The 25,814-nt window shown below is 72.1% G+C and carries 20 protein-coding genes; 8 read left to right on the top strand and 12 right to left on the bottom strand.

Going from position 1 to position 25,814, the window contains the following annotated elements; all coding sequences use genetic code 11:
• Positions 1–37: 37 nt before the first annotated feature.
• From ABD324_RS25230 to ABD324_RS25220, 3 genes are read right to left on the bottom strand one after another with little or no spacing between them, the layout of a single operon-like run.
• On the bottom strand, positions 38–1,987 hold the full coding sequence (locus tag ABD324_RS25230; protein ID WP_344422007.1) for an AMP-binding protein: 1,950 nt from the start codon (positions 1,985–1,987) through the stop codon (positions 38–40).
• A gap of 47 nt (positions 1,988–2,034) precedes the next feature.
• Positions 2,035–2,994, bottom strand: coding sequence for a cyclase family protein (locus ABD324_RS25225; RefSeq protein ID WP_344422004.1), 960 nt, complete (start codon positions 2,992–2,994; stop codon positions 2,035–2,037).
• Positions 2,991–4,118, bottom strand: coding sequence for an alpha/beta fold hydrolase (locus ABD324_RS25220; RefSeq protein ID WP_344422001.1), 1,128 nt, complete (start codon positions 4,116–4,118; stop codon positions 2,991–2,993). Before ABD324_RS25220 ends, ABD324_RS25225 begins: the two co-directional genes overlap by 4 nt.
• Before the next feature lie 310 nt (positions 4,119–4,428).
• Here ABD324_RS25220 and ABD324_RS25215 point away from each other — a divergent pair, with 310 nt between their 5' ends.
• The gene (locus tag ABD324_RS25215; protein WP_344421998.1) at positions 4,429–7,377 is read left to right on the top strand and encodes an AfsR/SARP family transcriptional regulator; all 2,949 of its coding nucleotides are present in this window, start codon (positions 4,429–4,431) and stop codon (positions 7,375–7,377) included.
• Positions 7,378–7,434: 57 nt separating this feature from the next.
• On the opposite strand, the gene ABD324_RS25210 is transcribed toward ABD324_RS25215, so the two are convergent.
• From ABD324_RS25210 to ABD324_RS25200, 3 genes are read right to left on the bottom strand one after another with little or no spacing between them, the layout of a single operon-like run.
• Entirely contained in the window at positions 7,435–8,574 is a 1,140-nt protein-coding gene (locus tag ABD324_RS25210) for an amidohydrolase family protein (protein ID WP_344421995.1), read from the bottom strand.
• Positions 8,571–9,821, bottom strand: a complete 1,251-nt coding sequence (locus tag ABD324_RS25205) for an alpha/beta hydrolase family protein (RefSeq protein ID WP_344421992.1) — start codon at positions 9,819–9,821, stop codon at positions 8,571–8,573. Before ABD324_RS25205 ends, ABD324_RS25210 begins: the two co-directional genes overlap by 4 nt.
• 12 nt (positions 9,822–9,833) lie before the next feature.
• Positions 9,834–10,904, bottom strand: a complete 1,071-nt coding sequence (locus ABD324_RS25200; RefSeq protein ID WP_344421989.1) for an acyl-CoA dehydrogenase family protein — start codon at positions 10,902–10,904, stop codon at positions 9,834–9,836.
• A gap of 123 nt (positions 10,905–11,027) precedes the next feature.
• Here ABD324_RS25200 and ABD324_RS25195 point away from each other — a divergent pair, with 123 nt between their 5' ends.
• The 5 genes from ABD324_RS25195 to ABD324_RS25175 are packed head-to-tail and all read left to right on the top strand — an operon-like array spanning position 11,028 to position 16,316.
• Positions 11,028–11,936: an SDR family NAD(P)-dependent oxidoreductase gene (locus ABD324_RS25195; protein ID WP_344421987.1), complete on the top strand. Its 909-nt coding sequence runs from the start codon at positions 11,028–11,030 to the stop codon at positions 11,934–11,936.
• Positions 11,933–13,504 carry a class I adenylate-forming enzyme family protein gene (locus ABD324_RS25190; protein WP_344421984.1) on the top strand — a complete coding sequence of 524 codons (1,572 nt, stop codon included), beginning with the start codon at positions 11,933–11,935 and terminating at the stop codon, positions 13,502–13,504. The genes ABD324_RS25195 and ABD324_RS25190 overlap by 4 nt, the downstream gene beginning before the upstream one ends.
• A complete protein-coding gene (locus ABD324_RS25185) occupies positions 13,501–14,685 on the top strand; it encodes an acyl-CoA dehydrogenase family protein (RefSeq protein WP_344421982.1) in 1,185 nt (394 codons plus the stop codon). The genes ABD324_RS25190 and ABD324_RS25185 overlap by 4 nt, the downstream gene beginning before the upstream one ends.
• Positions 14,686–14,722: 37 nt before the next feature.
• Positions 14,723–15,892 carry an acetyl-CoA acetyltransferase gene (locus ABD324_RS25180; RefSeq protein ID WP_344421979.1) on the top strand — a complete coding sequence of 390 codons (1,170 nt, stop codon included), beginning with the start codon at positions 14,723–14,725 and terminating at the stop codon, positions 15,890–15,892.
• A gap of 1 nt (position 15,893) precedes the next feature.
• Positions 15,894–16,316 (top strand): Zn-ribbon domain-containing OB-fold protein, encoded by a 423-nt coding sequence (locus tag ABD324_RS25175; protein ID WP_344421976.1) that lies wholly within the window; start codon positions 15,894–15,896, stop codon positions 16,314–16,316.
• 978 nt (positions 16,317–17,294) lie between these two features.
• Here ABD324_RS25175 and ABD324_RS25170 read toward each other — a convergent pair.
• From ABD324_RS25170 to ABD324_RS25160, 3 genes are read right to left on the bottom strand one after another with little or no spacing between them, the layout of a single operon-like run.
• Positions 17,295–18,500, bottom strand: coding sequence for a CaiB/BaiF CoA transferase family protein (locus ABD324_RS25170; protein WP_344421973.1), 1,206 nt, complete (start codon positions 18,498–18,500; stop codon positions 17,295–17,297).
• Positions 18,497–20,176 carry a CocE/NonD family hydrolase gene (locus tag ABD324_RS25165; protein ID WP_344421970.1) on the bottom strand — a complete coding sequence of 560 codons (1,680 nt, stop codon included), beginning with the start codon at positions 20,174–20,176 and terminating at the stop codon, positions 18,497–18,499. The genes ABD324_RS25170 and ABD324_RS25165 overlap by 4 nt, the downstream gene beginning before the upstream one ends.
• Complete coding sequence (locus ABD324_RS25160; RefSeq protein ID WP_344421967.1) at positions 20,173–21,174, bottom strand: fumarylacetoacetate hydrolase family protein; 1,002 nt, start codon at positions 21,172–21,174, stop codon at positions 20,173–20,175. The genes ABD324_RS25165 and ABD324_RS25160 overlap by 4 nt, the downstream gene beginning before the upstream one ends.
• Positions 21,175–21,316: 142 nt before the next feature.
• Here ABD324_RS25160 and ABD324_RS25155 point away from each other — a divergent pair, with 142 nt between their 5' ends.
• Complete coding sequence (locus ABD324_RS25155) at positions 21,317–22,567, top strand: LLM class flavin-dependent oxidoreductase (RefSeq protein WP_344421964.1); 1,251 nt, start codon at positions 21,317–21,319, stop codon at positions 22,565–22,567.
• Positions 22,568–22,642: 75 nt separating this feature from the next.
• A complete protein-coding gene (locus ABD324_RS25150; RefSeq protein WP_344421961.1) occupies positions 22,643–23,815 on the top strand; it encodes an alpha/beta hydrolase in 1,173 nt (390 codons plus the stop codon).
• A gap of 47 nt (positions 23,816–23,862) precedes the next feature.
• Here the strand turns inward: ABD324_RS25150 and ABD324_RS25145 are convergent, their stop codons facing one another.
• The 3 genes from ABD324_RS25145 to ABD324_RS25135 are packed head-to-tail and all read right to left on the bottom strand — an operon-like array spanning position 23,863 to position 25,738.
• On the bottom strand, positions 23,863–24,879 hold the full coding sequence (locus ABD324_RS25145; protein ID WP_344421958.1) for an aldo/keto reductase: 1,017 nt from the start codon (positions 24,877–24,879) through the stop codon (positions 23,863–23,865).
• Positions 24,876–25,322: a MaoC family dehydratase gene (locus ABD324_RS25140; RefSeq protein WP_344421955.1), complete on the bottom strand. Its 447-nt coding sequence runs from the start codon at positions 25,320–25,322 to the stop codon at positions 24,876–24,878. Before ABD324_RS25140 ends, ABD324_RS25145 begins: the two co-directional genes overlap by 4 nt.
• Entirely contained in the window at positions 25,319–25,738 is a 420-nt protein-coding gene (locus ABD324_RS25135; RefSeq protein WP_344421952.1) for an FAS1-like dehydratase domain-containing protein, read from the bottom strand. The genes ABD324_RS25140 and ABD324_RS25135 overlap by 4 nt, the downstream gene beginning before the upstream one ends.
• Between the last annotated feature and the right edge of the window lie 76 nt (positions 25,739–25,814).

The following is a 25,814-nucleotide window of genomic DNA, read 5'->3' as shown; positions in this document are numbered from 1 at the left end:
GATGGTCGCCAGAGCGACTATCGCCACTCACGGGTGCTCAGGCCCGGGGGAAGGCCGCGAGGGGTTCCGGGCTCTCCAGGGCGGTGAGGTCGCCGGGGTCCGTGCCCAGGTAGACCGCCTTCGCCACCCGGCGGAGCACCTTGCCGTTGCGGGTCTTGGGCAGGGCCGCGACGGCGTGCACCGCCTTGGGGCGGGTTGCCTTGCCCTCGCGGGCGGCCACCGCCTCCTGCAGGCGCGGGGTCACCTCCGCCGCGTCCGCGCCCTCGGCGAGGACCACGAAGCACACCAGTGCCTCGCCCTTGGCCGCATCCGGCACCCCGACCGCGGCCGCCTCGACCACGTCGACGTCGTCGACCAGGAGGGACTCGATCTCCGCCGGACCCACCCGCTTGCCCGCCAGCATGATCGTGTCGTCCGAGCGGCCCAGCAGGAACCAGTGCCCGTCGCCGTCGCGGTAGGCGAAGTCGCCCTGCAGCCAGCGGCCGGGGAACCGGCTCCAGTAGGTCTCCAGGTAGCGCTCCGCGCCGTCCCACAGGCCCTGGGTCATGCCCGGCCACGGAGCCCCGACGACGAGCTCGCCGACCTGCTGCGACAACGGCTTCCCGTCCGGGTCGACGACGGCGGCGTCCATGCCGAGGGTGTTGCCGTTGAACCCCGCCGGCTTGATCGGGCGGTGCAGCGACGAGCTGACGATCGACGCCCCGCACTCCGTGCCGCCCGACATGTTGACGATCGGCGCCCGCCCCTTGCCGATGTGCCGGAAGCCCCAGCGCCACGGCTCGACGTTCCACGGCTCCCCGGTGCTGGCGATGACCCGCAGGTCGGGGAACTCGTGGGCGTCGGGCCACTCGTCGCCCATCCCGGCCAGGATCCGGACGAGAGTGGGCGCGAGGCCGAGCACCGTGATCCGGTGCCGCTCGATCAGCGACCACAGCCGGTCCGGCGTCGGATGGTCCGCGACGCCCTCGAACAGCACCGCGGTGCCGCCGTTGGTGAGCGCCGCCGTGACCAGGTAGGCGCCCATCACCCAGCCCATGTCGGTGAGCCAGAGCAGCCGCTCCCCCGGCTGCATCCCGTAGCCGTGCCGTGCCTCCTGTGCGAACTTGAACGGCAGGCCCGCGTGGGTGTGCAGGCAGCCCTTGGGCCGCCCGGTGCTGCCGGACGAGTACAGCAGGATGCAGGGCGCATCCGAGGGCAACACTTCAGGCACAGCGACGGGCTGTGCGGCGGCCAGGGCCTCGTCCCACCACTCGTCCCGGCCCTCGGTCATCGGGACGTCCCGGCCCAACCGGCGCAGCACCAGCACGGACCGAAGGCCCGGGGCCTCGGCGGCCGCCTCGTCGGCGGTCTCCTTCATCGAGACGAGCTTGCCGCGGCGGGTGAAGCCGTCCGCCGTGACCATGAGGACGGCGCCGGAGTCCAGCAGCCGTTCGCGCACCGGGGACGGCCCGAACCCGCTGAAGAACGGCGCCACGATCGCGCCGATCCGGGCCGCCGCCAGCATCACGGCGGCGGCCTCGGGGACCATCGGGAGGTAGAGCGCGACCACGTCGCCGCGGCCCACCCCGCGGGCCCGGAACGCGCCCGCGACCTGCTCGACGAGGGCCAGCAGCTCCGCATAGGACAGTGACCGGGTCGAGCCGTCGTCGCCCTCCCAGGCGATCGCCTCGACCTCCCCGGCACCGGCGTCGACCCAGCGGTCCAGCGCGTAGTCGGACCAGTTGAGCGCACCGCCCGCGAAGAACCTCGGGAACTCGATGCCTCCCGAGAGGTCGACGACCCTGTCGTAGGGCTCGAGCCAGCGCAGCCCGACGTCCTCCGCGGCGGCCGCCCAGAACCACTCCGGATCGGACACGGACCGGGCCGCGAGCTCGTCGAACGTCGCGATCCCGTGCCGGGCCGCCATCCGGCCTGCCGGAGTGCCCGCGAAGTCGGCGGGATCCGGCGACCAGGCGACCTCCAGGTCCTCCAGCTCGGCCGGGTTCACGTGACCGACCCTCTCACCTGACGGCCCCGTTCACTGGATGGCCCCGTTCACTTGATGGCCAGGGGGTTCAGCGGGGACCCCACCGCCCCGGTGAACGGCAACGGGCCCGCGACGAACAGGAACTCGTAGACCCCGTCGCCGGCACAGTCGTCCGCCAGCTTCTCCAGGTCGAAGATCTCCCCGACCATCAGGCCGACGTTCACCAGCAGGACGACGTGCAGCGGCTGGAAGATCTCGGTGATCTCGTTGGGCCGCACCTCCATCCCCCAGGTGTCGGTGGCCAGCCCGGCGATCTCGTTCTCGCACACCCAGTGCGTGGAGTCGAGGTTGAGGCCGGGGGCGTCGCCCGCCGAGTAGTCGCCCCAGGTGCCCTTGGCCCGCACGGCCGCCATCGCCCCGGTACGGACGAGCACGAAGTCGCCCTTGCCCACCCGCACGCCCTGGCGCTCGGCGCAGGCCGCGAGCTCCTCGCTGCCGATGCCGTCGCCGGGCTCGAGCCAGTCCACGCCGCGGTGGCGCGGGATGTCCAGCAGCACACCGCGTCCGACGACCTTCTCCGCCGTCAGGTGGATGCCGTTGCGCTTGGCGCCGGTGCTGGAGACGTTCTCCAGGCCGTAGCCGTTGTACATCTTGCCCTCGTAGAACACGTGCGAGAGGGCGTCCCACTGGGTGCCGGACTGCAGCGGCATGTAGACCGCGTCGTCGGCGTAGCGCAGGCCCGCCATGTGGTCCTGCGCGCCGATCGCCGCGTCGCCGCCGTCCTGCAGCATGAAGTAGAGCGGGTTGACCCGGCCGCCCCAGCCGTTCTGCGGGCCGTTCTGGTCGTAGGGCAGGGCGCAGGAGATCACCTTGCCCTGCTTGGCGAGCGCGCCCGCCGCGGTGATCATGTGCGGCTCGACGTGGTTGAGCGTGCCGATCTGGTCGTCGTCGCCCCAGCGGCCCCAGTTGTTGTAGCGCTCGCACAGCGCGTGGACGTCCGCGAGCGTGTACCCCTGCACGGCGGTCATCGGAGCCTGCTCACGAACCAGTCGGCGATGAGCTGGCGGGCCGGGTCGGGCTCGTCGGTCTGGCAGTGCTCGGCGCCGCCCTCGGCCACGGTGAAGATCCGCAGCGTCTTGTCCTCGGAACCGGCGGCCTCGAACGCGGAGTGCGCGTCGGCGACGACGACCTGGCGGTCGTTCTCGCCGTGCACGATCAGCAGCGGCTGGGTGAGCTTCGGCAACACATCCACGAGCGTCCACTGCTTGACGCGCTCCAGGCCCTCCTCCATGGTCTCGGTGCCCATCACCCACGGCAGCTGGAACCACGGCACGGACACGGTCTTCGACCGGGTGCCCCAGCGCTTCTCCCAGGTCTTGCCCCAGTCCCAGATCCCGCCCCACGCGGCGACGGCCTTGATCCGCTTCTCGAAGGTCGCCGAGCGCGGCGCGTAGTAGCCGCCGAGCGAGATGCCCATGATCCCGATGCGCGAGGAGTCGACGTCCGTGCGCGTCTCCAGGTAGTCGACGACCGCGGCGGTCGGGACCTCGTAGTCCGGCCGGCTCGGCACGCCGCGGAAGCGCAGCGGCTCACCGACGCCGGGCGAGTCCATGACCAGGCAGCTGATGCCGCGGTTGCGGAAGGTGTCCTCGATGAAGCAGTAGAGGAGCTCCTTCGTCACGTCGAAGCCGCCGTAGAAGATCACCACCGGGGCCGGGCCGTCCGTGCCGCGGGCCGGGATGAGGTAGCCGGGCAGCACGCCGTCCGGCGAGTCGACCTGGACCAGCTCGATGTCGAGCGGTGACAGCTCGACGGCCTTCCCGAAGGCGTCGAGCGCCTCCTTGTAGCTCGCCGTCTTCTCCTCGCCCGGCGGGATCATCCGCTCGCCGCTGGCGTGGTAGACCGAGGCACGCAGGTAGCGCGCGCCCGCGCTGCGCGGGAAGCCGGCCTCCAGGTCCTTCGCGGCCTGCTCCTCCTGCTCGCGGGCCATGTTCGCCCACGCCTGACCCCACGCGACGTCGTCGAGGTTGTCGGGGTCGCTGCCGTCCAGGTGGCCCAGCCCGCGGTGCAGCTCGCCCAGCGTGCCGCCCGACATCAGGGCCAGGTTGAACGCCGAGGACCACCGGTAGTTGTCCGGGAAGTAGTAGTACACGGGGCTGCTCCTGTAGTCGCAGTGGTGCTGTGCGCCAAACCAAGCCGCGGCGCGTTATCGGAATCGTTAAGACCGGCCCGTCACCCGGGCACCGGGCGCCCTGCACCCGGGAGGCGCCGTTACCGGCCTCGTTACCCTGCGCGGTCGTGCGGTCGCGAGTCCGAACCGTCGTTCGGATACCTCGTCCAGCCGCTTGAGCGACCGGGGGTGATATGCCTTAATTGGGGTTCACGCGATCACCGTCGATCGATGCGACACAGGGGCTGCCATGATCCTTCGTCACAAGGTTCGGCCACCAGGACTACCGACCGTGACGATCGCCCGCGGACGCCTCGACCTGCACTTCGCGGAGCTCCTCCGCACCCACGAGACGGTCGCGGTGTTCGCCGCCGCCGGCTCCGGCAAGACCGTCCAGGCCCAGCTCTGCGCCGCCGACCAGGGCTGGCCGCTCGCCTGGCTCACCGTCGACCAGGGCGACCGCAGCCCGTCGCGGCTCCTGTTCTACCTGGCGGAGGCCCTGCGCTCGGTGCGCCCGGGCACGCCGAGCGTCGCCGAGACACCGGACCTGCGGATCTCCATCGACGAGGTCGCCGCGATGCTCGCCGAGGGTGTCCCGGACGAGCCCCTGCTGCTGGTGGTCGACGACGCCGAGCACCTCGTGGGCGCGGAGGAGTCCCTCGAGGCGCTCGGGGTGTTCCTGGACTACCTGCCGCCCAGCATCCGGACCGTGATCCTCGGTCGCGAGGACCTCGACGGGCCGATCGGCCGGATGATGCTGCAGGGCAGGATCGCCCGGGTCGGCGGCTCCGACCTGGCCCTGGAGATCGACGAGACCACCGAGCTGCTCGCCGCGCACGGCCAGGGCACCCACGATCCCGCCTCGCTGACGGCCACCACGAACGGCTGGATCGCCGCCGTCGCGTTCGACGTCGTCCCCGGCCTGAACCCGCACGGCGGGCCCGACGCGCTGGCCGCCTACCTCAACCGCGAGGTGCTCGCCCGGCTGCCCGAGGCCGAGCAGGACTTCCTGCTGCGTACCTCGGTGCTGGCCAGCGTCTCCGCGCGGTCGGCCGTCGAGCTCTGCGGCGACCAGGGGTACGCGCTGTGGAAGTCCCTCGCCGCGCGGCACCTGCCCGCCACCCAGGTGGACCGCTCGCTCGTCTACCACCCGCGGTTCCGGCAGTTCCTCCGCGAGGAGCTGCACGCCCGGATGCCGGACGAGCTCCCGGACCTGTTGCGCCGCCGGGCGGGCCTGCTCGTCGACGGGCACCTGTACGAGGAGGCCGTCGAGGTCTACCTGCAGGCGGACGAGCCCGACGCCGCCGCGGACGCCGCGGACCACGCCGTCACCGGGCTCTGCACGCGGGCGGACTGGCCCACCCTGCTCCGCTGGTTCGAGGCCCTCGGGCCGGAACGGATCCGCAGCCGCCCGTCGCTGCAGGGGGCACAGATCCGGGTGCTCTACGGCGTGCGGCGGATCCCCGAGGCGCAGGCGCTGATCCGCCGGCTGCACGAGCAGGGCGCGCTGACGGCGGTCGCCGAGGCCGATCCCGGGGTCGTCGCCTTCTTCGGGTACGCGCTGCAGTGGCATCCCGCGGATGCGCTGGAGCTCATGGGGAACTACCGCGGTGACTACCGCTCCGTCGCGGTCCGTTACGAGCTGGAGGCGGTCGCGGGCCGCACCCCGGTCCCGCCGCCCGCGGGGATCGCCTGGACCGACAGTGAGCGGATCTTCAGCTGGGGCCTCCTGGTCCAGGGCAGGCTCGGCCAGCTGCTGCGCCTGCTGCCCGCGGAGGAGGACTGGCCGCCGCGCTCGTTCTACCGCACGCCGCACCCGTTGCTGGCGCTGATCTGGCAGGGCCGGCTCGACCGCGCCCGCGAGCTGCTCGACGAGGTGCCCGAGGCGGTCCGCTCGGGCTCGCACACCGACCTGTGGTTCTTCCACGAGGCCTGGCTGCTGTGGGCGGAGGGGCGCCCGAAGGAGGCGCTCGACGCCGCCGAGGCCGCCGTGGAACACAGCCGGCGCACCCAGTTCGGGTGGGAGCCCTGCTTCGGCGTCGTGGTCGGGCGGCTGCAGCTCGCCCTCGGCGCGATCGACGACGCCCGCATGACCCTCGCCGACGCGATCAGCAACTCGGCCGCCAGCGGCAACCGCGCCTACGTCGAGTGGGGCCAGACGTTCCAGGGGCTGGCGTTCCTGCTGGCGGACATGCCGACCGACGCGGTCCGCGTGCTCCGCTCGGCCACCCGGGGCATGCAGGCCGCCGGCCGGGACCTGATGCTGCCCGTCGCGGCGGCCTACCTCGCCGAGGCCGAGGCCCGCTGCGGCGACCCGGAGGCGGCCCGGGCCGCGGCCGCGCTCGCCTTCGAGACCGCCGAGGGCATGGACAGCCTGTTCGTGCTGCGCCAGGCGCTGGCCGACGTGCCCGACGTGCTGCGCCGCCAGATCGAGCGGCACCCCACGGACGAGCGCTGGCGGGGGCTGGTCGGCCGCCCGGCGAGCGAGCGCCGCGATCCCGCGCCCACGCGCGTGTCGAGCCGGCCGATGATCGTCGAGGTGCGCACCCACGGGCCCAACCCGGACCTGGTGGTGGACGGGAGCCCGCGCGGCTCGCGGCGCACCAAGGTGCTGGAGCTGGCCGCCTACCTGGCGCTGCACCCCGAGGGCGTCGAGCGGAACCGCCTGCAGGAGCGGCTGTTCCCGGACGGGGACCCGCGCCGTGGCGGCAACTACTTCCGCCAGGTCGTCCACAAGCTGCGCCAGGCCACCGGGGTGAGCCTCACCCGCTCCGCGCAGGGACTGGTCCGCTGGCCCGACGAGGTCCACGTGGACTGCACGGACCTGCGGTTCGAGCGGCTCACGGCCGAGGCCGCGGAGCTGGAGGGTGAGGAGCGCCTGTCCCGGCTGGAGGCCACCCTCGCCCTCGTCGAGGGCGTCTACCTGCCGGACTCGGACCTGGAGTGGGCCGAGCAGCGCCGCCACGAGCTCGAGGTGCTCATCGTCGAGGCCGCGCTCGAGGCCGCCCGGCTCGCGTTCCGGCTGGGGCACACGCAGCGGGCCCGCGCGGCGGCGACGTTCGCGATCGACCGGGACCCCTTCTGCGAGGCCGCCTACTGCGTGCGGATGCAGGTGGAGGCCCAGCTCGGGTCGAGCCACGCGGTGCTCGCCGAGTACCACCGGCTCACCGAGGCGCTCTCCGAGCTGGGGGTCGCGCCGGCGCCGTCGACCCGCGAGCTCATGCAGACCCTGCGGGGCTGAGGAGACGGGAACGGGAAGGGCCCGGCGGTCACACCCGCCGGGCCCCGGACCGGACACTCAGACCTTGGCGGTCGCCAGGTCGAACAGCTCCACCGCGTTGTCGTAGGTCATCGCGCGGACGACGTCCTCGTCGACGCCGGCGAAGTCCTGCGCCACCTGCTCCTGCGCGAACGGGAAGTTGCCCTCGGTGTGCGGGTAGTCCCCGGCCCACATCAGCTTCTTGTGGTCGAGCACCGGCAGGGTGAGCACGCCGGGCCGGTCGTCCTCGAACGTGGCCCAGAAGTTGCGCCAGAAGTACTCGCTCGGCTTGAGCTCGAGCTCCGGCACCGTCCAGCGGTGATGGTCGGTGAACATGTGGTCCATGGTGGTGAGCTGGAAGCCGATCCAGCCGATCCCGCCCTCGACCAGGATCATCTTGAGGTTCGGGTGCCGCTGGGGCACCGCACCGTAGACGAGCTGCATGAAGACCCAGCCGAGGCTGATCTTGTTGCCGATCGCGACCGTCCAGAACACCCCGGGCGAGGTCTTCTCGTCGAACACGGCGACCTGGCCCGCGGCCTGGTGGAAGCCGACCGGGATGCCCATCTCCTCGATCGCGGCCCACAGCGGCTCGAAGTGCGCGTCGCCCCACGCCTTGCCGGGCACCTGCTGCGGCAGCAGGAAGGTCTTCGCGCCGCGGTCGGCCCATTTCTGCGCCTCGGCGATGGCGGGCTCGATCGGGCCGTTGCCGACGGGCAGGGCGGCCGCGCCGATCAGCCGGTCCGGGTTGTACGAGCAGAACTCGTCGAACAGCCAGTCGTTGTAGGCCCGCACGCAGGCGGCCTTGAGCTCGAAGTCCTGGATGCTGTGGACGATCAGCCAGCCCGGGTAGATGACCTCGGCGTCGATGCCCTGGCTGTCCTGGTCGATCAGCCGCGCGGCGGGATCGTAGGCGCCGGGACGCTGGTCCTCGAACCGGTAGCCGGTGGCCGAGGTGATCACGCCGTTGATCTTCGTGTTGATCATGGCGCCCTCGGTGCCGACGGGCTTGGGTCCCATCCCGGTGTTCGGCACGACGAAGAAGTCGCCGTTCTCCCGGGACTCGACCTGCGGGGCCTGGTGCAGGAACTTCTTCGGCAGTCGCTCGAGCCACAGGTCCTTCGGCTCGACGACGTGCGAGTCGACCGAGATCAGGCGGCGCTGGACGGATGAGGTCATCGCGAGTGCTCCTCGTCGAGGGTCTTCGTGCCGGCAGACGCTAGGGCCGGTTCGTTATCGGCTCCGTTACCCACGGCACCCAGGCGGTCGGCCAGCCACCCGAAGATCTCCGGCACGGCGATCTGCAGGTTGTCCATGTGGCAGTGCTGCGCACCGCCCTCCTCGGCGGTGAACACGCGCAGCGTCTTGTCCACGGAGCCGGCCGCCGCGTGGAGGCGCTCCGCGTCCGCCACCGGGACCTGCTGGTCGTCCTCGCCGTGGGCCACCAGGTACGGGCAGCGCAGGTTCTCGACCACGCCGGAGAGCCGGAAGCCCTCCAGCAGCTCGAGCGCCTCCTCCACGTTCTTCGTGCCGGTCGACCACACGAGGTGGTCGCCGGGCACGGGGAGCTGCTTGGCGAAGGCCGCGTTCACGCGCTCCTGCCAGATCCGGTGGTAGTCCCAGATCGCGCCCCAGGCGACGCACGCGGCGAAGCGCGGCTCCATGCTCGCGGAGCGGGTGGCGTAGTACCCGCCGAGGCTGAGCGCCATGACGCCGACCCGCGCGGCGTCGACGTCGGTGTTCGCCTCGAGCCAGTCCAGCGCGGCGCTGCCGGCGGCCTCGTAGTCGTGGCGCAGCGGGATGTCGCGGAAGCGGATCGCCTCGCCGACGCCGGGACTGTCCATGGACAGCACCGAGATCCCGCGGGCCACCAGGTCCTCGACGCCGAGGAACCAGTTGAGCTCCTTGTTGCCGTCGAAGCCGTTCATGAACACGACGGCCGGGGTGCCGGGCCCGGCGGAGGCGAAGAAGGCCGGCAGCGCCTTCTGTGACCCGTCGACGTCGACGTACGGGAGCTCGACGTGCGTGATCGGCGTGGTCTCGTCGAGCTCGGCGGCCGCCCGGAAGGTGCGCAGCATGTCCCGGTAGCAGTCGAGCGCGATCTCGTCCTTCGGGAAGCGGAAGCGCTCGGCGGCGAAGTAGTAGCTCGACGCGCGGCGCAGGTGGGCGCAGGCGCTGCGCCGGTCGCCGCGGGCCAGGGCGGCCTCGCCGAGGGCGGCGACCCGGTCGGCCATCGCCTTCCACTCGTCGAACCAGGCGCCGTCGTCGCCGACCCTGCCGGCGAGGTTGCGGCAGATCCGGTCGATCTCGCCGACCTCGGCGCCGCCCGTGCGGGCCTGGGCCAGCTCGATCATCACGTTGTAGGACCAGCGGTAGTCCTCGGGGAAGGCGGTGTACCAGTCCGCGTTGCGGATCGCGGCGACCATGGAGGTTCCTCTCTAGAGCTGGATGCGGTCGGCGAAGGCCGCGCGCGCGGTGTCGGGGTCGCCGAACAGCAGGGCGTCGGCGGCGGCGCGCTTGTAGTACAGGTGCGCCGGGTGCTCCCAGGTGAAGCCGATCCCGCCGTGGACCTGCACGGTCTCGGCGGAGGTGAAGGTGTAGGCCTCGGAGCAGAAGGCCTTGGCCGCGGCGGCGAGCGCCGGGAACAGCGGGCTCTCGTCCGCGGCCGCGTGGAGCGCCTGGTGCATGGCGGAACGGGCCAGCTCGACCTGCTGCAGCATGTCCGCGCAGCGGTGCTTGATCGCCTGGAACGAGCCGATCACCTGCCCGAACTGGGTGCGCACCTTGGCGTACTCGACGGACATCTCCAGGCAGCGCTGGGCGCCGCCGACCTGCTCCGCGGCGACGACGACGGCGGCGACGTCCTTCAGGTACCCGGTGTCGACCGGCCCGATCTCGCGCGCGGGGGCGCCGTCGAAGGTCAGCGTGGCCTGCTTGCGGGTGGCGTCGACGGTGGTCAGCCGGGTGCGGGTCAGCCCCTCGTCGGAGGACACCGCGTACAGCACGCCGTCGACCGGGACGAGGACGAGATCGGCGAGCGCGCCGTCGAGGACGAAGGGCGCGGTGCCGTGCAGCCGGCCGTCGGTCACCCGCACGTCGTGGTCCTCGAGCGCGACCGTGGCGATCGAGGCGCCCTCGGCGAGCGGGCCGAGCAGGTCCTCCCCCGCACCCGCCGCCACCAGCGCGGACACCCCCAGCACCGCCGACGACAGGAACGGGCCGCCCACCACACCGCGGCCCAGCTCCTCGGCCACCAGCCCGACCTCGAGCAGGGTCAGCCCGGCGCCGCCGGACTCCTCGGGCACCAGCAGCGCGGCCAGCCCGACCTGCTCGGTGGCCTGCCGCCAGAGCGCCGGATCGTGCCCGTCGTCGGTGTCCATCAGCCGGCGCACGGTCTCCTCGGACCACGACCGCTCGACGAACCGGCGCACGCTCGCACGGAAGTCCTCGTGCTCGGGGGCCCACCCGGGGACCGCCGGCACCTCTTCCAGCTCCTGGAGAACCGTCATGCGGGCCGACGGTAGGCACGGTGCGTTTCGCCGCGACCGGTAACGACGGGGGTAACTGCGCGGGCGGAGGCTCCGGCCTCGTCAACGGTGATTGTCCGTGACTGCCGCGACGAAGGGGAAACCGTGGACCTGCGATTCGACGGACGGGTGGCCGTGGTGACCGGTGCGGGCGGCGGCCTCGGCCGCGCCCACGCCCTGGAGCTGGCGCGCCGCGGCGCGAGCGTCGTCGTCAACGACATCGGTGCGTCGCTCTCGGGTGAGGAGGGCGGCGGTGACGGACCGGCCGCCCAGGTCGTCACCGAGATCGAGGCGGCGGGCGGTTCCGCCGTCGCCGACACCAACTCGGTCGCCACCGTCGCGGGCGGCGAGGCCCTGATCGCGACCGCCGTCGAGGCCTTCGGCCGCATCGACATCGTGGTCAACAACGCCGGCATCCTGCGCGACAAGACCTTCCACAACACCACGCCCGCGGACATCGACCCGGTGATCGACGTCCACCTCAAGGGGGGCTTCCACGTCACCCGGCCGGCCTGGCGGCACTTCCGCGAGCAGGGCTACGGGCGCGTCGTCGTCACCTCGTCGTCGGCCGGGTTCTTCGGCAACTTCGGGCAGGCCTCCTACGGCTCCGCCAAGCTCGGCCTGGTCGGGCTGATCAAGGTCCTGGCCCAGGAGGGCAAGAAGTACAACATCACCGCCAACGCCATCGGCCCGGTCGCGCTCACCCGCATGACCGAGGCCTTCGACAACCCGCTCAACCCGCACCTCGGCCCGGAGAACGTGGCGCCCGTCGTGGCGTTCCTGGCGCACGACAGCTGCGACCTGACCGGCGAGATCCTCTCCGCCGGCGGCGGCCGCGTTGCCCGGGTGTTCCTCGGCGTGACACGCGGCTACCTGGCCGAGAAGGACGCCGGGCTGTCCGCCGAGTCCGTCCGCGACCATCTCGCGCAGATCATGGACGACAAGGACTTCGTGGTCCCGCGCAACAGCACCGAGGAGATCCAGGTCCTGGCCCAGATGCTGGAGTCCCGGTGACCAGCGCCCGAACCCGTCCGGCCCCGCTGCGGGGCCAGACGTTCTCGGGCACCCGGATCGGCGAGTGGATCGACGTGACGGCCCACCACGACCCGACCGGGACGTGCTTCGTCACCCCGGCCGGGAGGTCGACCTTCGCCGAGGTCCGCGACCGGGTCCGGCTCGTCGCCGGCGGCCTGCAGGCGCTCGGGGTCCGGCGCGGCGACCGGGTGGCTCTGCTGGCCACGGACAGCGTCGAGTACGTCGAGGCCCTGCTGGCCCTGCTGAAGATCGGCGCGGTCGCGGTCCCGCTGAACTTCCGGCTGAGCCGCCCGGAGATCCGCACCCTGCTCGAGGCCGCCCAGGCCACGACCATCCTCGTCGGCGACCGGTACGTGGCGGACGTCCAGGCGGTGCGGCCGGAGCTCGAGTACCTCGACACCCTGATCGGCCTCGAGGACAGCCCGGGCACCCTGCCCTACAGCGAGGTGCGGTCGACCACGCTCGAGGAGGTGCGGGTCGACGACGAGGACATCGTCGCCGTCGCCTTCACCAGCGGGACGACCGGGCTGCCGAAGGGCGTGATGCAGTCCCACCGCATGTGGAAGACCATGTGCACCAACGCCGTCCTGGAGTACCGCTTCCTGCGCGGCGAGTTCCGCTACTCCGCCTCGCCGCTCTACCACGTGGCCGGGTTCGCCCTGGTGCTCAAGGCGATCGCACGCGGCTCGGCGTCGCTGCTGCTGCCGCAGTGGGACCCCGCCGCCCTCCTCCCCTGGTTCCGGGCCGGGCTCACGGACGTCTTCCTCGTCCCCACCATGATCAACGCACTGGTGCGGCAACCCGGGGTGTCCAAGGAGGACTTCGCCTCCCTGCGCTCGGTGTTCTACGGCGCCGCGCCCATGACGCCGGCGCTGCTCCTGCGCGCCATGGAGCTCATGGACTGCGACTTCTACAACGGCTTCGGCGCCGGCACCGAGGCGGGCATGCAGTCGGTCCTCACGCCCGAGGACCACCTGCGGGCCCTGGACGGCGCGCCGCACCTGTTGGAGTCCGTCGGCCGCCCCGGCTGGAACATCGACATCCAGATCTGGGACGACCGCTGCCAGGAGCTGCCCGTCGGCGAGGTCGGCGAGATCGTCAGCCGCAGCGACATGGTGATGAGCGGATACCTCGGCAGTCCCGAGAAGACGGCGGAGGTCGTCGTGAACGGTTGGTTCCGCGGCGGCGACCTCGGCCGGTTCGACGAGGAGGGCTACCTCTACCTCGCCGGCCGCAAGAACGACATGATCATCCGCGGCGGCGAGAACGTCTACCCGGTGGAGATCGAGACGGTCCTCGCGGAGTTCCCCGGGCTCGTCGAGTGCGCGGTGGTCGGGGTGCCGGACGAGTTCTGGGGCGAGTCCGTGCGCGCGCACGTCGTCCTCGCGGAGAACACCGCCGCCGGCCCCGCCGAGCTCACGGCCTTCTGTGCCGAGCGGATGGCCCGCTACAAGGTGCCCACCGAGTTCCGCCTGCACGGTGGCGCTCTGCCCAAGAACGCCAGCGGGAAGATCCTCCGCCGGCTCCTGCGAGGGGACGGAACATGAGTTTCGCCGACGACGTCCGGGCCTTCCTGGACGCCAACGCCAAGCCCCGCGGTGACCGCACCGGGGGCTGGGGGGTCGGCTCCGACGCCCTCTCGGGCGGCGCCGAGCCCTCGCGGGCCGAGGAGCTGCGGATGGTCGAGGAGGCCGTCGCGTTCCGGAAGCTGCTCTTCGACGCGGGCCTCGGCTGGATCACCGGCCCTCCGGCGTACGGCGGCGCCGGGCTCGACCGAGCCCACCAGGACGTCTACGACGAGATCGTCGCAGGCTACGACGTCCCGACCGAGCAGTGCTTCAACGTGGGGCACAACATCGTCGCGCCGACGATCGTCGCCTGGGCGACCGAGGGCGTGAAGCAGGAGATGCTGCCGGCCCTGTTCCGGGCGGACCTGATCGCCTGCCAGCTGTTCTCCGAGCCCGGCGCCGGCTCCGACCTCGCCGGGGTGCGCAGCCGCGGCGTGCGGGTCGACGGCGGCTGGATGGTCAGCGGCCAGAAGGTCTGGACGTCCGGCGGGCACTACAGCGACGTCGGCGAGATGCTCGTCCGCACCGATCCCGAGGCGTCCAAGCACGGCGGCCTCACCATGCTGCTCGTCGACATGCACGACCCGGGCGTCGACGTCCGCCCGCTGCGGCAGATGACCGGTGGCGAGGCCTTCAACGAGGTCTTCGTCGACGACGTGTTCGTCCCCGACAGCCACGTCCTCGGCTCCCCGGGGGACGGCTGGAAGGTCGCGATGACCACGCTCGGCAACGAGCGGGCGTCCATGGGGGCGCGGGCGTCGGACCCGGCGCGCGAGCCCGTGTTCCGGCTGGCCGAGCTGATCCGCCACGCCGGGCGGGACGGCGATGCCGTGGTGCGCCAGGAGTTCGCGCGCATCGCGATCCGCCATCTCGTGACCCGCTGGACGGGCGGGGCCGCGGCGGCCCGCATGGCGGCGGGCGGCGAGCCCGGTGCCGAGGCCTCGGTCGTCAAGCTCACCGAGTCCGAGAACCTGCGCGCGCTGGCGTCCCTGGCCGGGCGCGTGCTCGGCCCGCGGATGGCGGCCGACTCCGGCGAGTGGGGCACCTACGTGTGGTCCGAGGTCCTGCTCTCCAGCCCGTCGTACCGCATCGCCGGCGGTACCGACGAGATCATGCGCAACATCGTGGCCGAGCGGATCCTCGGCCTCCCGCGCCGTTGAGACGGCACTGAATCCTCTGCAAGAGAAGGAGAATCCATTGGCGAACCGCGAACCCGTGATCGCGGGCATCGGCCTGAGCGATCTGCCCAAGGCGCCGCACCTCGACTCGATCGGCCACCACATCCTGGCGACCCGCCGGGCACTGGCCGACAGCGGACTGACCCTCGGCGAGATCGACGGCTTCGCCTGCGCCCAGGGCAACTTCGCCGAGCCGGACAACGCGGGCGTGATGGCCGAGCAGATGGGCCTCAACCCGCGCTGGTTCGACGGCACGGCCGTCGGCGGCTCGAGCTTCGAGCTGCACGTCGCGCACGCCGCCATGGCGATCCGCGCGGGCCTGTGCGAGAACGTCCTGATCGTGTACGGCTCGGACCTCTACACCAAGTCCGGCACCAACCCCGGCTTCGGCGCCAAGGCCCCCGGCGAGAAGATCCCCGGCGCGCTGCAGTTCGAGGCTCCCTGGGGCAACACGCTGATCGGCGCGTACGCGATGGCCGCCCAGCGGCACATGTACGAGTACGGGACGACGTCGGAGCAGCTGGCGGCGATCGCCGTCGCGTGCCGCAAGCACGCGCAGCTGAACCCGAACGCGCAGTACCGCAAGCCGCTGACGATCGAGCAGGTCGTCAACTCCCGCATGATCGCGGACCCGCTGCACCTGTTCGACTGCTGCGTGGTGTCCGACGGCGGCGGCGCGATCATCATGACCACCGAGGAGCGGGCTCGCGATCTGAAGCAGCCGGCCGTCCACGTGCTGGGTGCCGCGTCCGCGCAGACGCACTGGAACATCAGCCAGATGCCGGACTACACCCGCACCGCCGCCGAGCGCAGCGGCAAGGAGGCGTTCGCGCAGGCCGGGATCACCCCGGACGACATCGACACCGTCCAGCTCTACGACTCGTTCACGATCACGGCGCTGCTGATGCTCGAGGACCTGGGCTTCTGCAAGAAGGGCGAGGGCGGCCCGTTCGCCGCGTCCGGCGCGCTGGAGCTCGGCGGGGCGCTGCCGCTCAACACCGACGGCGGCGCGCTGTCGGCCTGCCATCCCGGCATGCGCGGCATCTTCCTGCTGATCGAGGCCGTGCGGCAGCTGCGCGGGCAGGGCGGCGACGCCCAGGTCAAGGATGCCGAGTACGCCCTGGCATGCGGGTCGGGCGGCTGGCTGTCGGCGATGGGCACCGTGATCCTCGGGAAGGGACGGAACTGACATGACGCTCGCCGGAACCGAGGTCGAGGGACGACCGGTCCCGCTCCTCTCCGCCGCCACCGCCCCCTACTGGGAGGCCACGACCCGCGGCGAGCTCCTGGTCCAGGAGTGCCCGGACTGCGGGCACCGCCAGTTCTATCCCCGCCCGATCTGCACGCAGTGCGGCGGCGAGCCGGGCTGGCTCACCACCGCGGGCAAGGGCGTGATCCACACGTTCTCGGTGGTCCGCCAGTCCGGCGCGGCCCCGTTCAACGAGTGGACCCCCTTCGCCGTCGCCGTCGTCGAGCTCGACGAGGGCCCGCGCATCATGGGCAACGTGGTCGGCATCTCGGTCGACGACGTGCGCATCGGCCAACGCGTCCAGGTGGAGTTCGTCAAGGTCAACGACGAGTCCAGCCTCCCCTTCTGGCGCCCCGAGGAGTAACCCACGCAGTGCACGAGGGCCGGCCGTCACCCGACGGCCGGCCCTCCGCGATGTCATGATCGACCCGACCGCCACCCCAGCGCTGTCCCCCCAGCACTGTCCCCCCAGCACTGTCCCCCCAGCGCTGCGGTCACTCTCACGAGGATCAGCTGCGGAAGATCGCTCCGAGACACCTCAGTGCTGTCGCGGCCGCCCTCACGTCACCCTCGGATCAATCACCAGGTGATCCCTACCAGCGTCACCTCAGCGCTCTCCCGCCGGCGCTCACGTCATCCCTGGATCGATCACCACGGTGATCTTTCCGAGCGGCACCTCAGCGTCGCAGCGACAGCGCTCGAGTCACTCCCACAGCGATCACTCCGGTGATCGTTTCGAGGAGCACCTCACCGCTGTCAGGAAGGCGCAGGTGTCACTACCGGAGAGATCACCGCGTCGTGATCGCTCCCGCCGCCACCCCAGCGCGGCCTGCACAACCCAGCTGCCCCGCTCACAATGATCACCGGTTGATCCTTCCGAGCGGCACCTCAGCGCCGCCGCATCGGCGCTCGAGCGTCCCCCGGATCGATCTTGCGGAAGTGATCACCCCGGGTGTCACCACAGCGCTGCCGCGGGAGCGCTCGCGTCATTCTCGGATTGATCATGGAGGTGATCCTCGCGGGCGCCACCCCAGCGCTGCGACGAGAGCTGTCGGGTACCCCTCGGAGCGATCTTGCACGAGTGATCGACGTGGGAGCCACCACAGCGCTGCCGCATCCGCGCTCGTGTCACCCTCGGATCGATCATGAGGTGATCCTCGCGGGCGCCACCACAGCGCTGCGACGAAGGCGCTCAGGTTCCCGTCGGAGCGATCTTGCGGAAGTGATCACTCCGGGTGTCACTACAGCGCTACCGCGGGAGCGCTCGTGACACCCTCGGATTGATCTTGGGCGAGTGATCGGCGCGGTCCGGAGAGCGCGGGGGTGGCGTTCGGGTGGATCTTCAGGGGGTGTCGGGGCCGAAGGCTCCGGACTGCGACAGGGTCGCGAGCTCCTCGGGTGTCGTGCCGAGGAGCTCGGTGAGGACCTCTCGGGTGTGTTCGCCCAGTTTCGGGGCTCGGCGGTGTTCCGACGGGCGCTCGCCCACCCGGACGGGGCCCGCGACCTGGCGGACTCGGCCGAGGTCGGGGTGGTCGACCTCCAGGAGGAGGCCGCGGGCGTGGGTCTGGGGGTCGTCGAGGGCGTCCTCGACGGTGTTGACCGGGCCGCAGGGGACGCCGGCGGCGCCCAGCTCCTTGATCCACTCCGCGGTGGTGCGGGTGGCGAAGGCCTGCGCGAGGATCGGCAGCAGCACCGACTCGTTCTCGCGCCGGGACGGGAAGTCCGCGAAGCGCGGATCGTCGGCCAGGTCGGGGATGCCGAGGGCGGCGACCATGCCGCGGAAGAACTTCTCCTTCGAGCCGCCCGCCACGATCCAGCCGTCGGACGTCGCGAAGTTCTGGAACGGGACCAGCGACGGATGGGCGGAGTGCGCGCGCCGGGTGGGCTCGATCCCGCCGGTGAGCTGCCAGGCGGCCGGGTAGGTCAGCATCGCCATCGCCGTCTCGAAGAGGCTGACGTCGCAGTCCGTGCCCACCCCGTCCCGGCGCGCCGCATGCACGCCGGCCAGGAGCGACTGTCCCGCAACGAGTCCGCCGCAGAAGTCCACGAGGGACAGTCCGGACTTCGCGGGCGGGCCGCCGGGTTCGCCGGTCAGCGCCATCCAGCCCGCCATGCCCTGCAGGATGTAGTCGTAGGCGGGCTCGGCGCGGCGCGGGCCGGTCGTCCCGTAGCCCGAGAGGGAGACGCAGACGATGCGCGGGTTGACGTCCGCGAGCTGCGCGTAGGTCAGCCCCAGCCGCTCCGGCACGTCGCCGCGCAGGTTGGAGTACACGGCGTCGGCATGGGCGGCGAGGCGGCGGAACACGTCGCGGCCGGCGGGCGTGGTGAGGTCCAGGGCGATCGACCGCTTGTTGCGGTTGAACGCCTCGAAGTACACCGAGTCCTGCCCCTGTTGCAGCGGCGGGACGTAGCGGGCGACGTCGCCGCCCAGCCGCGCGTCCTCGATCTTGATCACGTCCGCGCCGAGCTCCGCCAGCACCATGGACCCGAAGGGCCCGGCGACGAACTGCTCGACGCAGAGGATGCGCAGGTCCTCGAGCGGCCTCATGCCGACACCTCCCCGGCACCCGGGACGGGCACCATCGGCAGCAGGACCGCCGCCGGGAACTCCGACGAGTGCAGCAGGGTCTGGTGGGCCACCCGCAGGTCGGCCGACGAGCGGGCCCGCCCGTCCTGCGTGCCCGCGTGCCGGTCCCACTTCGGGAAGGAGCTGCTCGCGATCTCGACGCCGATCGCGTGCCCCTCGCGGAACAGGTTGCTCGTGGCCACCAGGTCGATCTCGACGCGCACGGGCTCGTCCCCCGCCGCGGCGACCTGCTCCGCCGTGACCCGGCGGATCCCGTCGCACAGCAGCGTCGCGCGGCCGTCGGGGTGGATGTCGACGAGCGTGACCGTGACGTCCGTGGCGGGCGCGTCCGTCTGCAAGTGGACGACGGCGCGCACCGGACCCGTGACCTCGACCGGCTCCGTCAGCACAGGCCCGCGGAACAGCAGCACGTCCGGACGGGTGTGCAGGTCGGCGCGGTCCATCGGGCCGATGTTGGCCGGCGCGGTGGGCAGGTACGTCGACCCGCCGCGGGTGGGGACGGGATCGTGCGGGTCGTGCACCCAGGAGGAGGCCGGCTCCTCCCCCGGCTCCTCGGGGGTGAGTGTCCCGTCGGCGTGCAGGTAGTACGGCACGGTCCGGGCCCGGGCCGGCGGCCATTCCTGCTCGTCGCGCCAGACGTCCGCACCCATCACGTAGAGCCGCACCGGCGGGAACGCCGGATCGGGACCGTCGCCGAGGTGGTGGGCGAACCAGGCGAGCTGCATGCCCTCCAGGTCGATCGACAGCGATCCGGGGAAGCGGCGCTCGGGTCCGCAGGAGTCGCCGAGGAAGGTCGGCATCCACTGGATCCACGGGCCGATGACCAGCCGCTGAGACCGGGCTGCCGGTCCCCCCGAGGAGGCGACGGCCTCGAAGTTGGCCAGGTTCCCGTCGAGGTGGACGTTGTACCAGCCGGCGACGTTGAGGATCGGCACCTCGGTCGTCGTCAGGGCGTCGCGGGCGGAGAGGTCCCGCCAGTAGTCCGACCCGGGCGGGTTCGCGACCCACTCCGCGTAGTGCGGGGAGTGGGCCAGCGCCGGCACGTCCTCGAGCGGCAGCCGGTCGAAGCCGGGATCGCGCAGGGCGGCCGCGAGCGGGGCCGGGTCCGCGCCGACCCGCGCGACCTGGTCGGGCGCCAGGTTCGCGACGCTCCACCAGAGGTTGAAGCCCAGCGTGAAGGCCCCGCCCCGGTAGACCCAGCCCTGGTCGAACTCCGACGCCGTGAAATGCGGGACGATCGCGCCGAGCGCGGGGGCCTTCTCCCGCAGCGCCTGCCACTGCGGGACCCCGTTGTTCGACGCCCCGTACATCCCGACGCGGCCGGTGGACCAGGGCTGCTCGGCGGCCCACGCGATGCACGCGGCGGCGTCCGGCCCGGTGTCGACGAAGGGCCGGAACTCGCCCTCGGAGCGGAACCGCCCCCGGGCGTCGACCACCACGACCACGAACCCGGCGTCGACCGCCCGCTCCGGGTTGACCACGCCGTTGACCGAGGTCCAGTTCGACTTGTCGTAGGCGGTGTACTGCAGCAGCACCGGCTGGGGGCCGGCCGCGGGATCGCGGTACACGTCGGCCCGCAGGACCACGCCGTCCGGCAGCGTGACCGGGAGGTTCCGCTCGCGCAGGAGGGCGCTCACGGGCGCTCGACGCGCGTCTCGAGGGCGCCCAGGCCGTCGATCTCCAGGCGGATCGTGTCGCCCGGCTTGATCCACCGGTCGATCTCGATGCCCGCGCCGGTGCCGACCGTGCCGGAGCCGAGCACGTCACCGGGCTGCAGGGTCTCCCCCGCCGACGCGTGCGCGACGAGCTGCTCGATCGACCAGTGGATGGAGGCGGCGGTGCCCGAGGACCACTGCGCGCCGTTGACCAGCGCGCGCATACCGGCGGCGAAGGGACGGGCGATCTCGTCCGTCGTGACCAGGTAGGGGCCGAGCGCGCAGCCGTTGTCGAAGCCCTTGGTCTTGGCGGGGCCGACCCGGGTGCCCATCTCGCGGCGCTGCACGTCACGGGCCGAGAGGTCGTTGAAGATCGTGAGTCCCGCGATGTGCGACCACGCGTCCTCGGGTGCGACGTCGCGGCCGCGCTTGCCGATCACGACGGCGAACTCCAGCTCGTAGTCCAGCATCTCGGTGTAGGCGGGCCACTGCCCGGTCTCGTCGGCCCCGAAGACCGCGGCGCTGCGCGTCACGTAGTGGGAGGGGGCCTCGTACCACTCGGGCGGGACCTCCTTGCCCAGGTTCTTGAGCGCGTTGACCATGTGGTCCTCGAACGCGAAGAAGTCCCGCAGCGTCGGCGGCCGGTCCACCGGGGAGAGCAGCCGCACCGCGGAGCGCGGGTAGGAGTGGGCCCCGAGCGGTCCGGTGCCGTCGCGCTCGGCGTCGGTGAGCGTGTCGAGCAGGTCCGCCAGCTCGCGCCGCGACCGCTCCCACGACCCGAGCAGTGCCACGGTCGACGGCGGCAGCAGCGTCCGCGCGAGCGTGACCGCCCGCTCGGGGTCCCCACCCTCGGCGAGCAGCCGGCCGGCGAGCACCGCGGCGGCGTCGACCACCAGCGGATCCTCGAGCGAACCGGTGGCCAGGCCCAGCCGGACGTCGGCGTCCGGGCCGCCGCGGGGCACGAAACGGCAGATCCTCATGACCGTGGTTGTAGGGGACGCCGCGTTACCGGTCTTGTTATCCGCCCTCGGGAACGACCCGTGTCACTGCGCACCGGGTTCCCTACAGGGGTTCCGCGGGCTTCCGCGTGCCGGCGGGGAACAACCAGCAGAGGGGTGACCCATGGCCGTCAAGGCAATCGTCCAGCTCTATCCCGTCGTCCCGGCGGAAGGGGGCGCCGAGGGACGCGCCGCCCGCCGGCCGCTCGGGCGCGACCGCGGTGAGTACCAGAAGATCATGCGCGACTGGGCGAGGATCGCGAAGCACGCCGAGGACCTGGGCTTCTGGGGCTTCGCCGGCATCGAGCACCACTTCCACTCCGAGGGCTACGAGCCCGCGCCCGCGCCCGGCGTCGTCAACGCCTGGCTGGGCGCGCACACCAGCCGGATCAACATCGGCACCAACGGGTACCCGATCGCCACCCACGACGCGATCCGCGTCGCCGAGGAGTGCGCGGTCCTCGACCACATGCTCGAGGGCCGCTTCTGGGCGGGCCTGTCCCGCGGCTACCAGTCGCGCTGGACCGACATCATGGGCCAGCACCACGGCGCGCAGGCCACGATCTCCGACGGCGGCGCGATCGACCAGCGCAACCGGCAGGTGTTCGAGGAGCAGGTCGAGCTCATGCTCAAGGCCTGGACCGAGGACGCGCTGGAGTTCAAGGGCTCGACCTACCAGGTGCCCTTCCCCTACGACACCGGCGTCGTCGGCTACCCGGCCGCGGACAGTGCCGCCACGATGGGTGCCCCGGGCGAGGTCGACGCCGACGGCACGATCCGCAAGATCTCGGTGACCCCGGCGCCCTACACGCGTCCGCACCCGCCGGTCTTCGTGGCGTCGTCGAGCTCCGAGGAGTCCATCCGCTACTGCGCCCGCAACGGGTTCGTGGTGTGCAGCTTCTCCCCCGCCAGCAAGACCACGAAGTTCGCGGAGATCTACGCCGAGGAGGCCGCGAAGGTCGGCCACCCGCTGCCCCTGGGCGCCAACCAGGCCCCGGTGCGCTGGCCGCACGTGACGGATTCCGCCGCCGCCTTCGACAAGGCGCTGATGGACTACGACGCCGACATCTTCGAGAACTTCTACCAGAAGTTCTTCACGCACAAGATGCAGGCGGGCTCGGACGTGCTGCAGGGCATCAAGAACTCCGGGCTGTTCCTCGGGGGTACGGTCGACGACACCCGGCGGCAGTTCAGCGCGGAATGGGCGCAGGTGCCCTACGAGTACTCCATCCTGATCTGGCACTGGGCCCAGCAGCCGACGGACGACCTGATGCGCGAGATGGAACTCATGGCCACGAAGGTGTACCCCGAGATCGGCGGAATGGCCCCGCCGGAGGAGAAGCCGCTGGCCCAGTGGGCCGTTCCGACCCCGTAGCGGACGGCGTAACGCGGCCGATAACGATTCGGCGGTACACACTGTTCCCCGACCGACGGACCACGAGGAGTGTCGTTGTTCTCCTACTTCCCCGGCAACTACGCGTGGTCCACCTCGGTGAACCTCGCGTTGATGGCCGGCGGGACGATCGGCGACATCCACCGCTGGCTCGCCCCGCTGCGTGACTCCGGGTCCACGGACGTCTTCGAGTGGGGCAAGGCGTGGTCCGCGATGGGCCACCAGCAGGAGGGGCTCGCCGAGATCGACGTGCGGGCCGGGCACCTCACCACGGCGGGGACCCGGCTGCTGCGCGCGTCGGTGTACCACGCCACCGGCCAGCGGCAGATCCCGCCGGGACCGGTGAAGTCCGAGAGCTACGCGGCGATGCTGCAGGCGTTCGCGGACGCCGTGGAGCACACGCCGCTGCCCGTCGAGCGGATCCACGTGGACTCGCCCGACGGGATGCTCCCGGGCTACCTGATCCCGGCCACCTCGCGTCTCGACGAGACCGGCCGGGCGCCGGTGGTGATCGTGTTCGGCGGCCTGGACATGACCAAGGAGCTGCTCTACGCGATCATCGGCCGCACGTTCGCCGAGCGCGGCATCACCTGCCTGGTCATCGACACCCCGGGCGTCGGCGAGCCCCTGCGCATCCGCGGGGTGCCGGCCCGGCCGGACTCCGAGGTGCCGGCCCGGGCGATCATCGACGACCTGGAGACCCGGGAGGGCATCGACGCCTCCCGGGTCGCGGTGATGGGCCTGTCGCTGGGCGGCTACTACGCGGCCCGGGCGGCGGCGTACGAGAAGCGGATCTCGGCGTGCGTGGCCTGGGCGGGCATCTGGGACTGGGGGACGACGTGGCGGCGGCGCTGGGAGACCGGCGCGGCCTACCACGTGCCCTGGTTCCAGCTGCCCTGGGCGCTCGGTGAGCAGACGATGGAGGGCGCCCTCGAGCGCGTCAGCCGGTTCTCGCTCGTCGACGTCTGGCCCGAGGTCGCGCAGCCCCTGCTGATCGTGCACGGCGAGGACGACCAGCAGATCCCGCTCGCGGACGCGGCCCGCGCCTTCGAGGCCGCCGGCTCGGCGGACAAGGAGCTGCGGGTGTTCACCGCCTCCGACGGCGGCGCCGAGCACATCCAGACGGACGACCCGGACCCGGCGCGCCAGCTCATCGCGGACTGGCTGGCGCAGCGGCTGGTCGTCGCCCCGCGCACGCGGATGCGGGCGTACGGGATCGCCGGGCGCTGAGCACACGGGAACGGGGGACGGCGGACGCCGTCCCCCGTTCCCGTGCGTCAGGAGGGCAGCCCGAGGCGGTTCTCGGTGGGGCGGTCCGCATCCGCGAGGATCTCGGCGACCCGGGCGAGGACGTCGTCGGACAGGGGCACGGACAGCCCGGCGAGCCCGTCGGTGAGCTCCTGCGCGGACCGCACGCCCATCAGCGCGATGTCCGAGTGCGGCTCGCGGACGGTCAGGGCGAGCACGAATGCCGCCGGCGAGAGCCCGAGCTCGTCCGCGATCACCTTGAGCCGCTTCGCGATCCGCACGTTCGCGGCGAACGCGTCGCCGGCGAAGAAGATGTTGCCCGACGTGCCGGACTGGCCGATCGTCCGGCTGCGGCCCCGCCAGTCGTCCGGGCCGAAGTCGTGGTCGGGCTCGAAGTCCTGCGACAGCAGCCCGTGGACGTAGGAGCCGTAGGTGATCCGGCGCCCGCCGCGGCGGCCGGCGTCGGACAGCTCGGTGACGTAGCGCTGGTCGAGCAGGCTGTAGCTGTACTCGACGACGCCGGGGATCCCGGTGGCCAGTGCGCGCCGGCTCGCCTCGGCCCCGAAGTTGCAGAAGCCGACCTCCTTGACCAGCCCGTCCTCGCGCAGCCGCGCCAGGTTCTCCATCTGCTGCTCCGGCGTGAGCGCCGGGTCGAACTGGTGCAGCAGGTAGATGTCGACGTGGTCGGTGCGCAGCCGGGTCAGGGACTCCTCCATGAAGGCCCGCAGCCCGTCGTAGGAGGAGTCGCAGACCAGGGTCCGCATGTCGCTGGGGTCGGTGTAGCGCACGCCGCCCTTGGTGCACAACGTGATCCGGTCTCGCCGCTCGTGCAGCATCTCGCCGACCAGGGACTCCGAACGCCCCGACCCGTAGAAGTGCGCGGTGTCGTAGAAGCGCACGCCCGCGGCGAACGCGGCGTCGAGCGCACCCCGGGCGTCGTCCTCGGCCACCGCGCCGTAGCCGGCGGAGATCATGGTGCCGCCGCCGAATCCGACGTGGTCGACGGGCGCGTCCCCGGTCCGATCTGTCGGGGTCTGTGCGGTCACGGTCGGGCTCCTTCGCTGGTCCGGACGGTCGCGTCGCCCGTCATCACGGTGACGCCGTTCTGGTCGGTCACGGTCAGGCCCACGGTCGCCGTGTCGCCCTCGACGGCCCGCACCTCGGCCCGGACGCTCAGCGTCGAGCCCGGGAAGACCGGGGTCAGGAAGCGGACCTTGTAGGTCAGTGGGGCCTCGGGGCCGAACCAGTCGGTGAGGGCCCGCCCGGCCATGCCCATGGTCAGCATCCCGTGCGCGAACACGCTCGGGCTCGCCGCCGGGCCGGTGGCGAACGGCTCGTCCGTGTGCACCGGGTTGAAGTCCCCGGACGCGCCGGCGTACTGCACGATCTGCGCCCGCTTCAGGTCCTCGACGACGACGGTGGTGCGCTCGTCACCCACCCGCACGGTGCCCGCACCGGTGCTCAGCCCGTTGCCCACTCCGGCGCTCACGACTCCTCCCGCTGCACGATCGTCATACACGCGGTGACGACGAGCTCGCCCGCCTCGTCGCGGTACTCGCTGATCTCCTCGGCGAACCGGAGCTTCCCGCCCTTGCGGGACTCCTTCACCCAGGTCTCGCCGGGTCGCTCGGTCACCGACAGGACGTCCCCGGAGCGGATCGGGCGGTGGTAGGTGTAGCTCTGCTCCGCGTGTAGCCCGCCCTTGCCGTACGGCGGCCAGGGCGCACCCGGCCGCGGGCGCACCCGGCACTCCGGGTCGTAGTGGGCCGACGCCCAGGAGAAGGTCGGCGGTGCGACCACGGGCTCCCCGGTCAGGGCCCCCTGGTAGGCGGGGTTCTCGTCCCCGATCGCGCGGGCGAACATCAGGACGTGTCCCGCTTCGACGGGGAACCGTGCGGCACTCATGGCGTGCACGATGCCCCGCGCGCGTCTCGTCCCGCGGCACGCCGCGGGCGGTAACGGACCCGATAACGGCGCGGCC

It is taken from the genome of Pseudonocardia ailaonensis (genome assembly GCF_039531635.1).
GTDB lineage: Bacteria > Actinomycetota > Actinomycetes > Mycobacteriales > Pseudonocardiaceae > Pseudonocardia > Pseudonocardia ailaonensis.
This window is presented reverse-complemented; position numbering and strand designations above follow the sequence as displayed.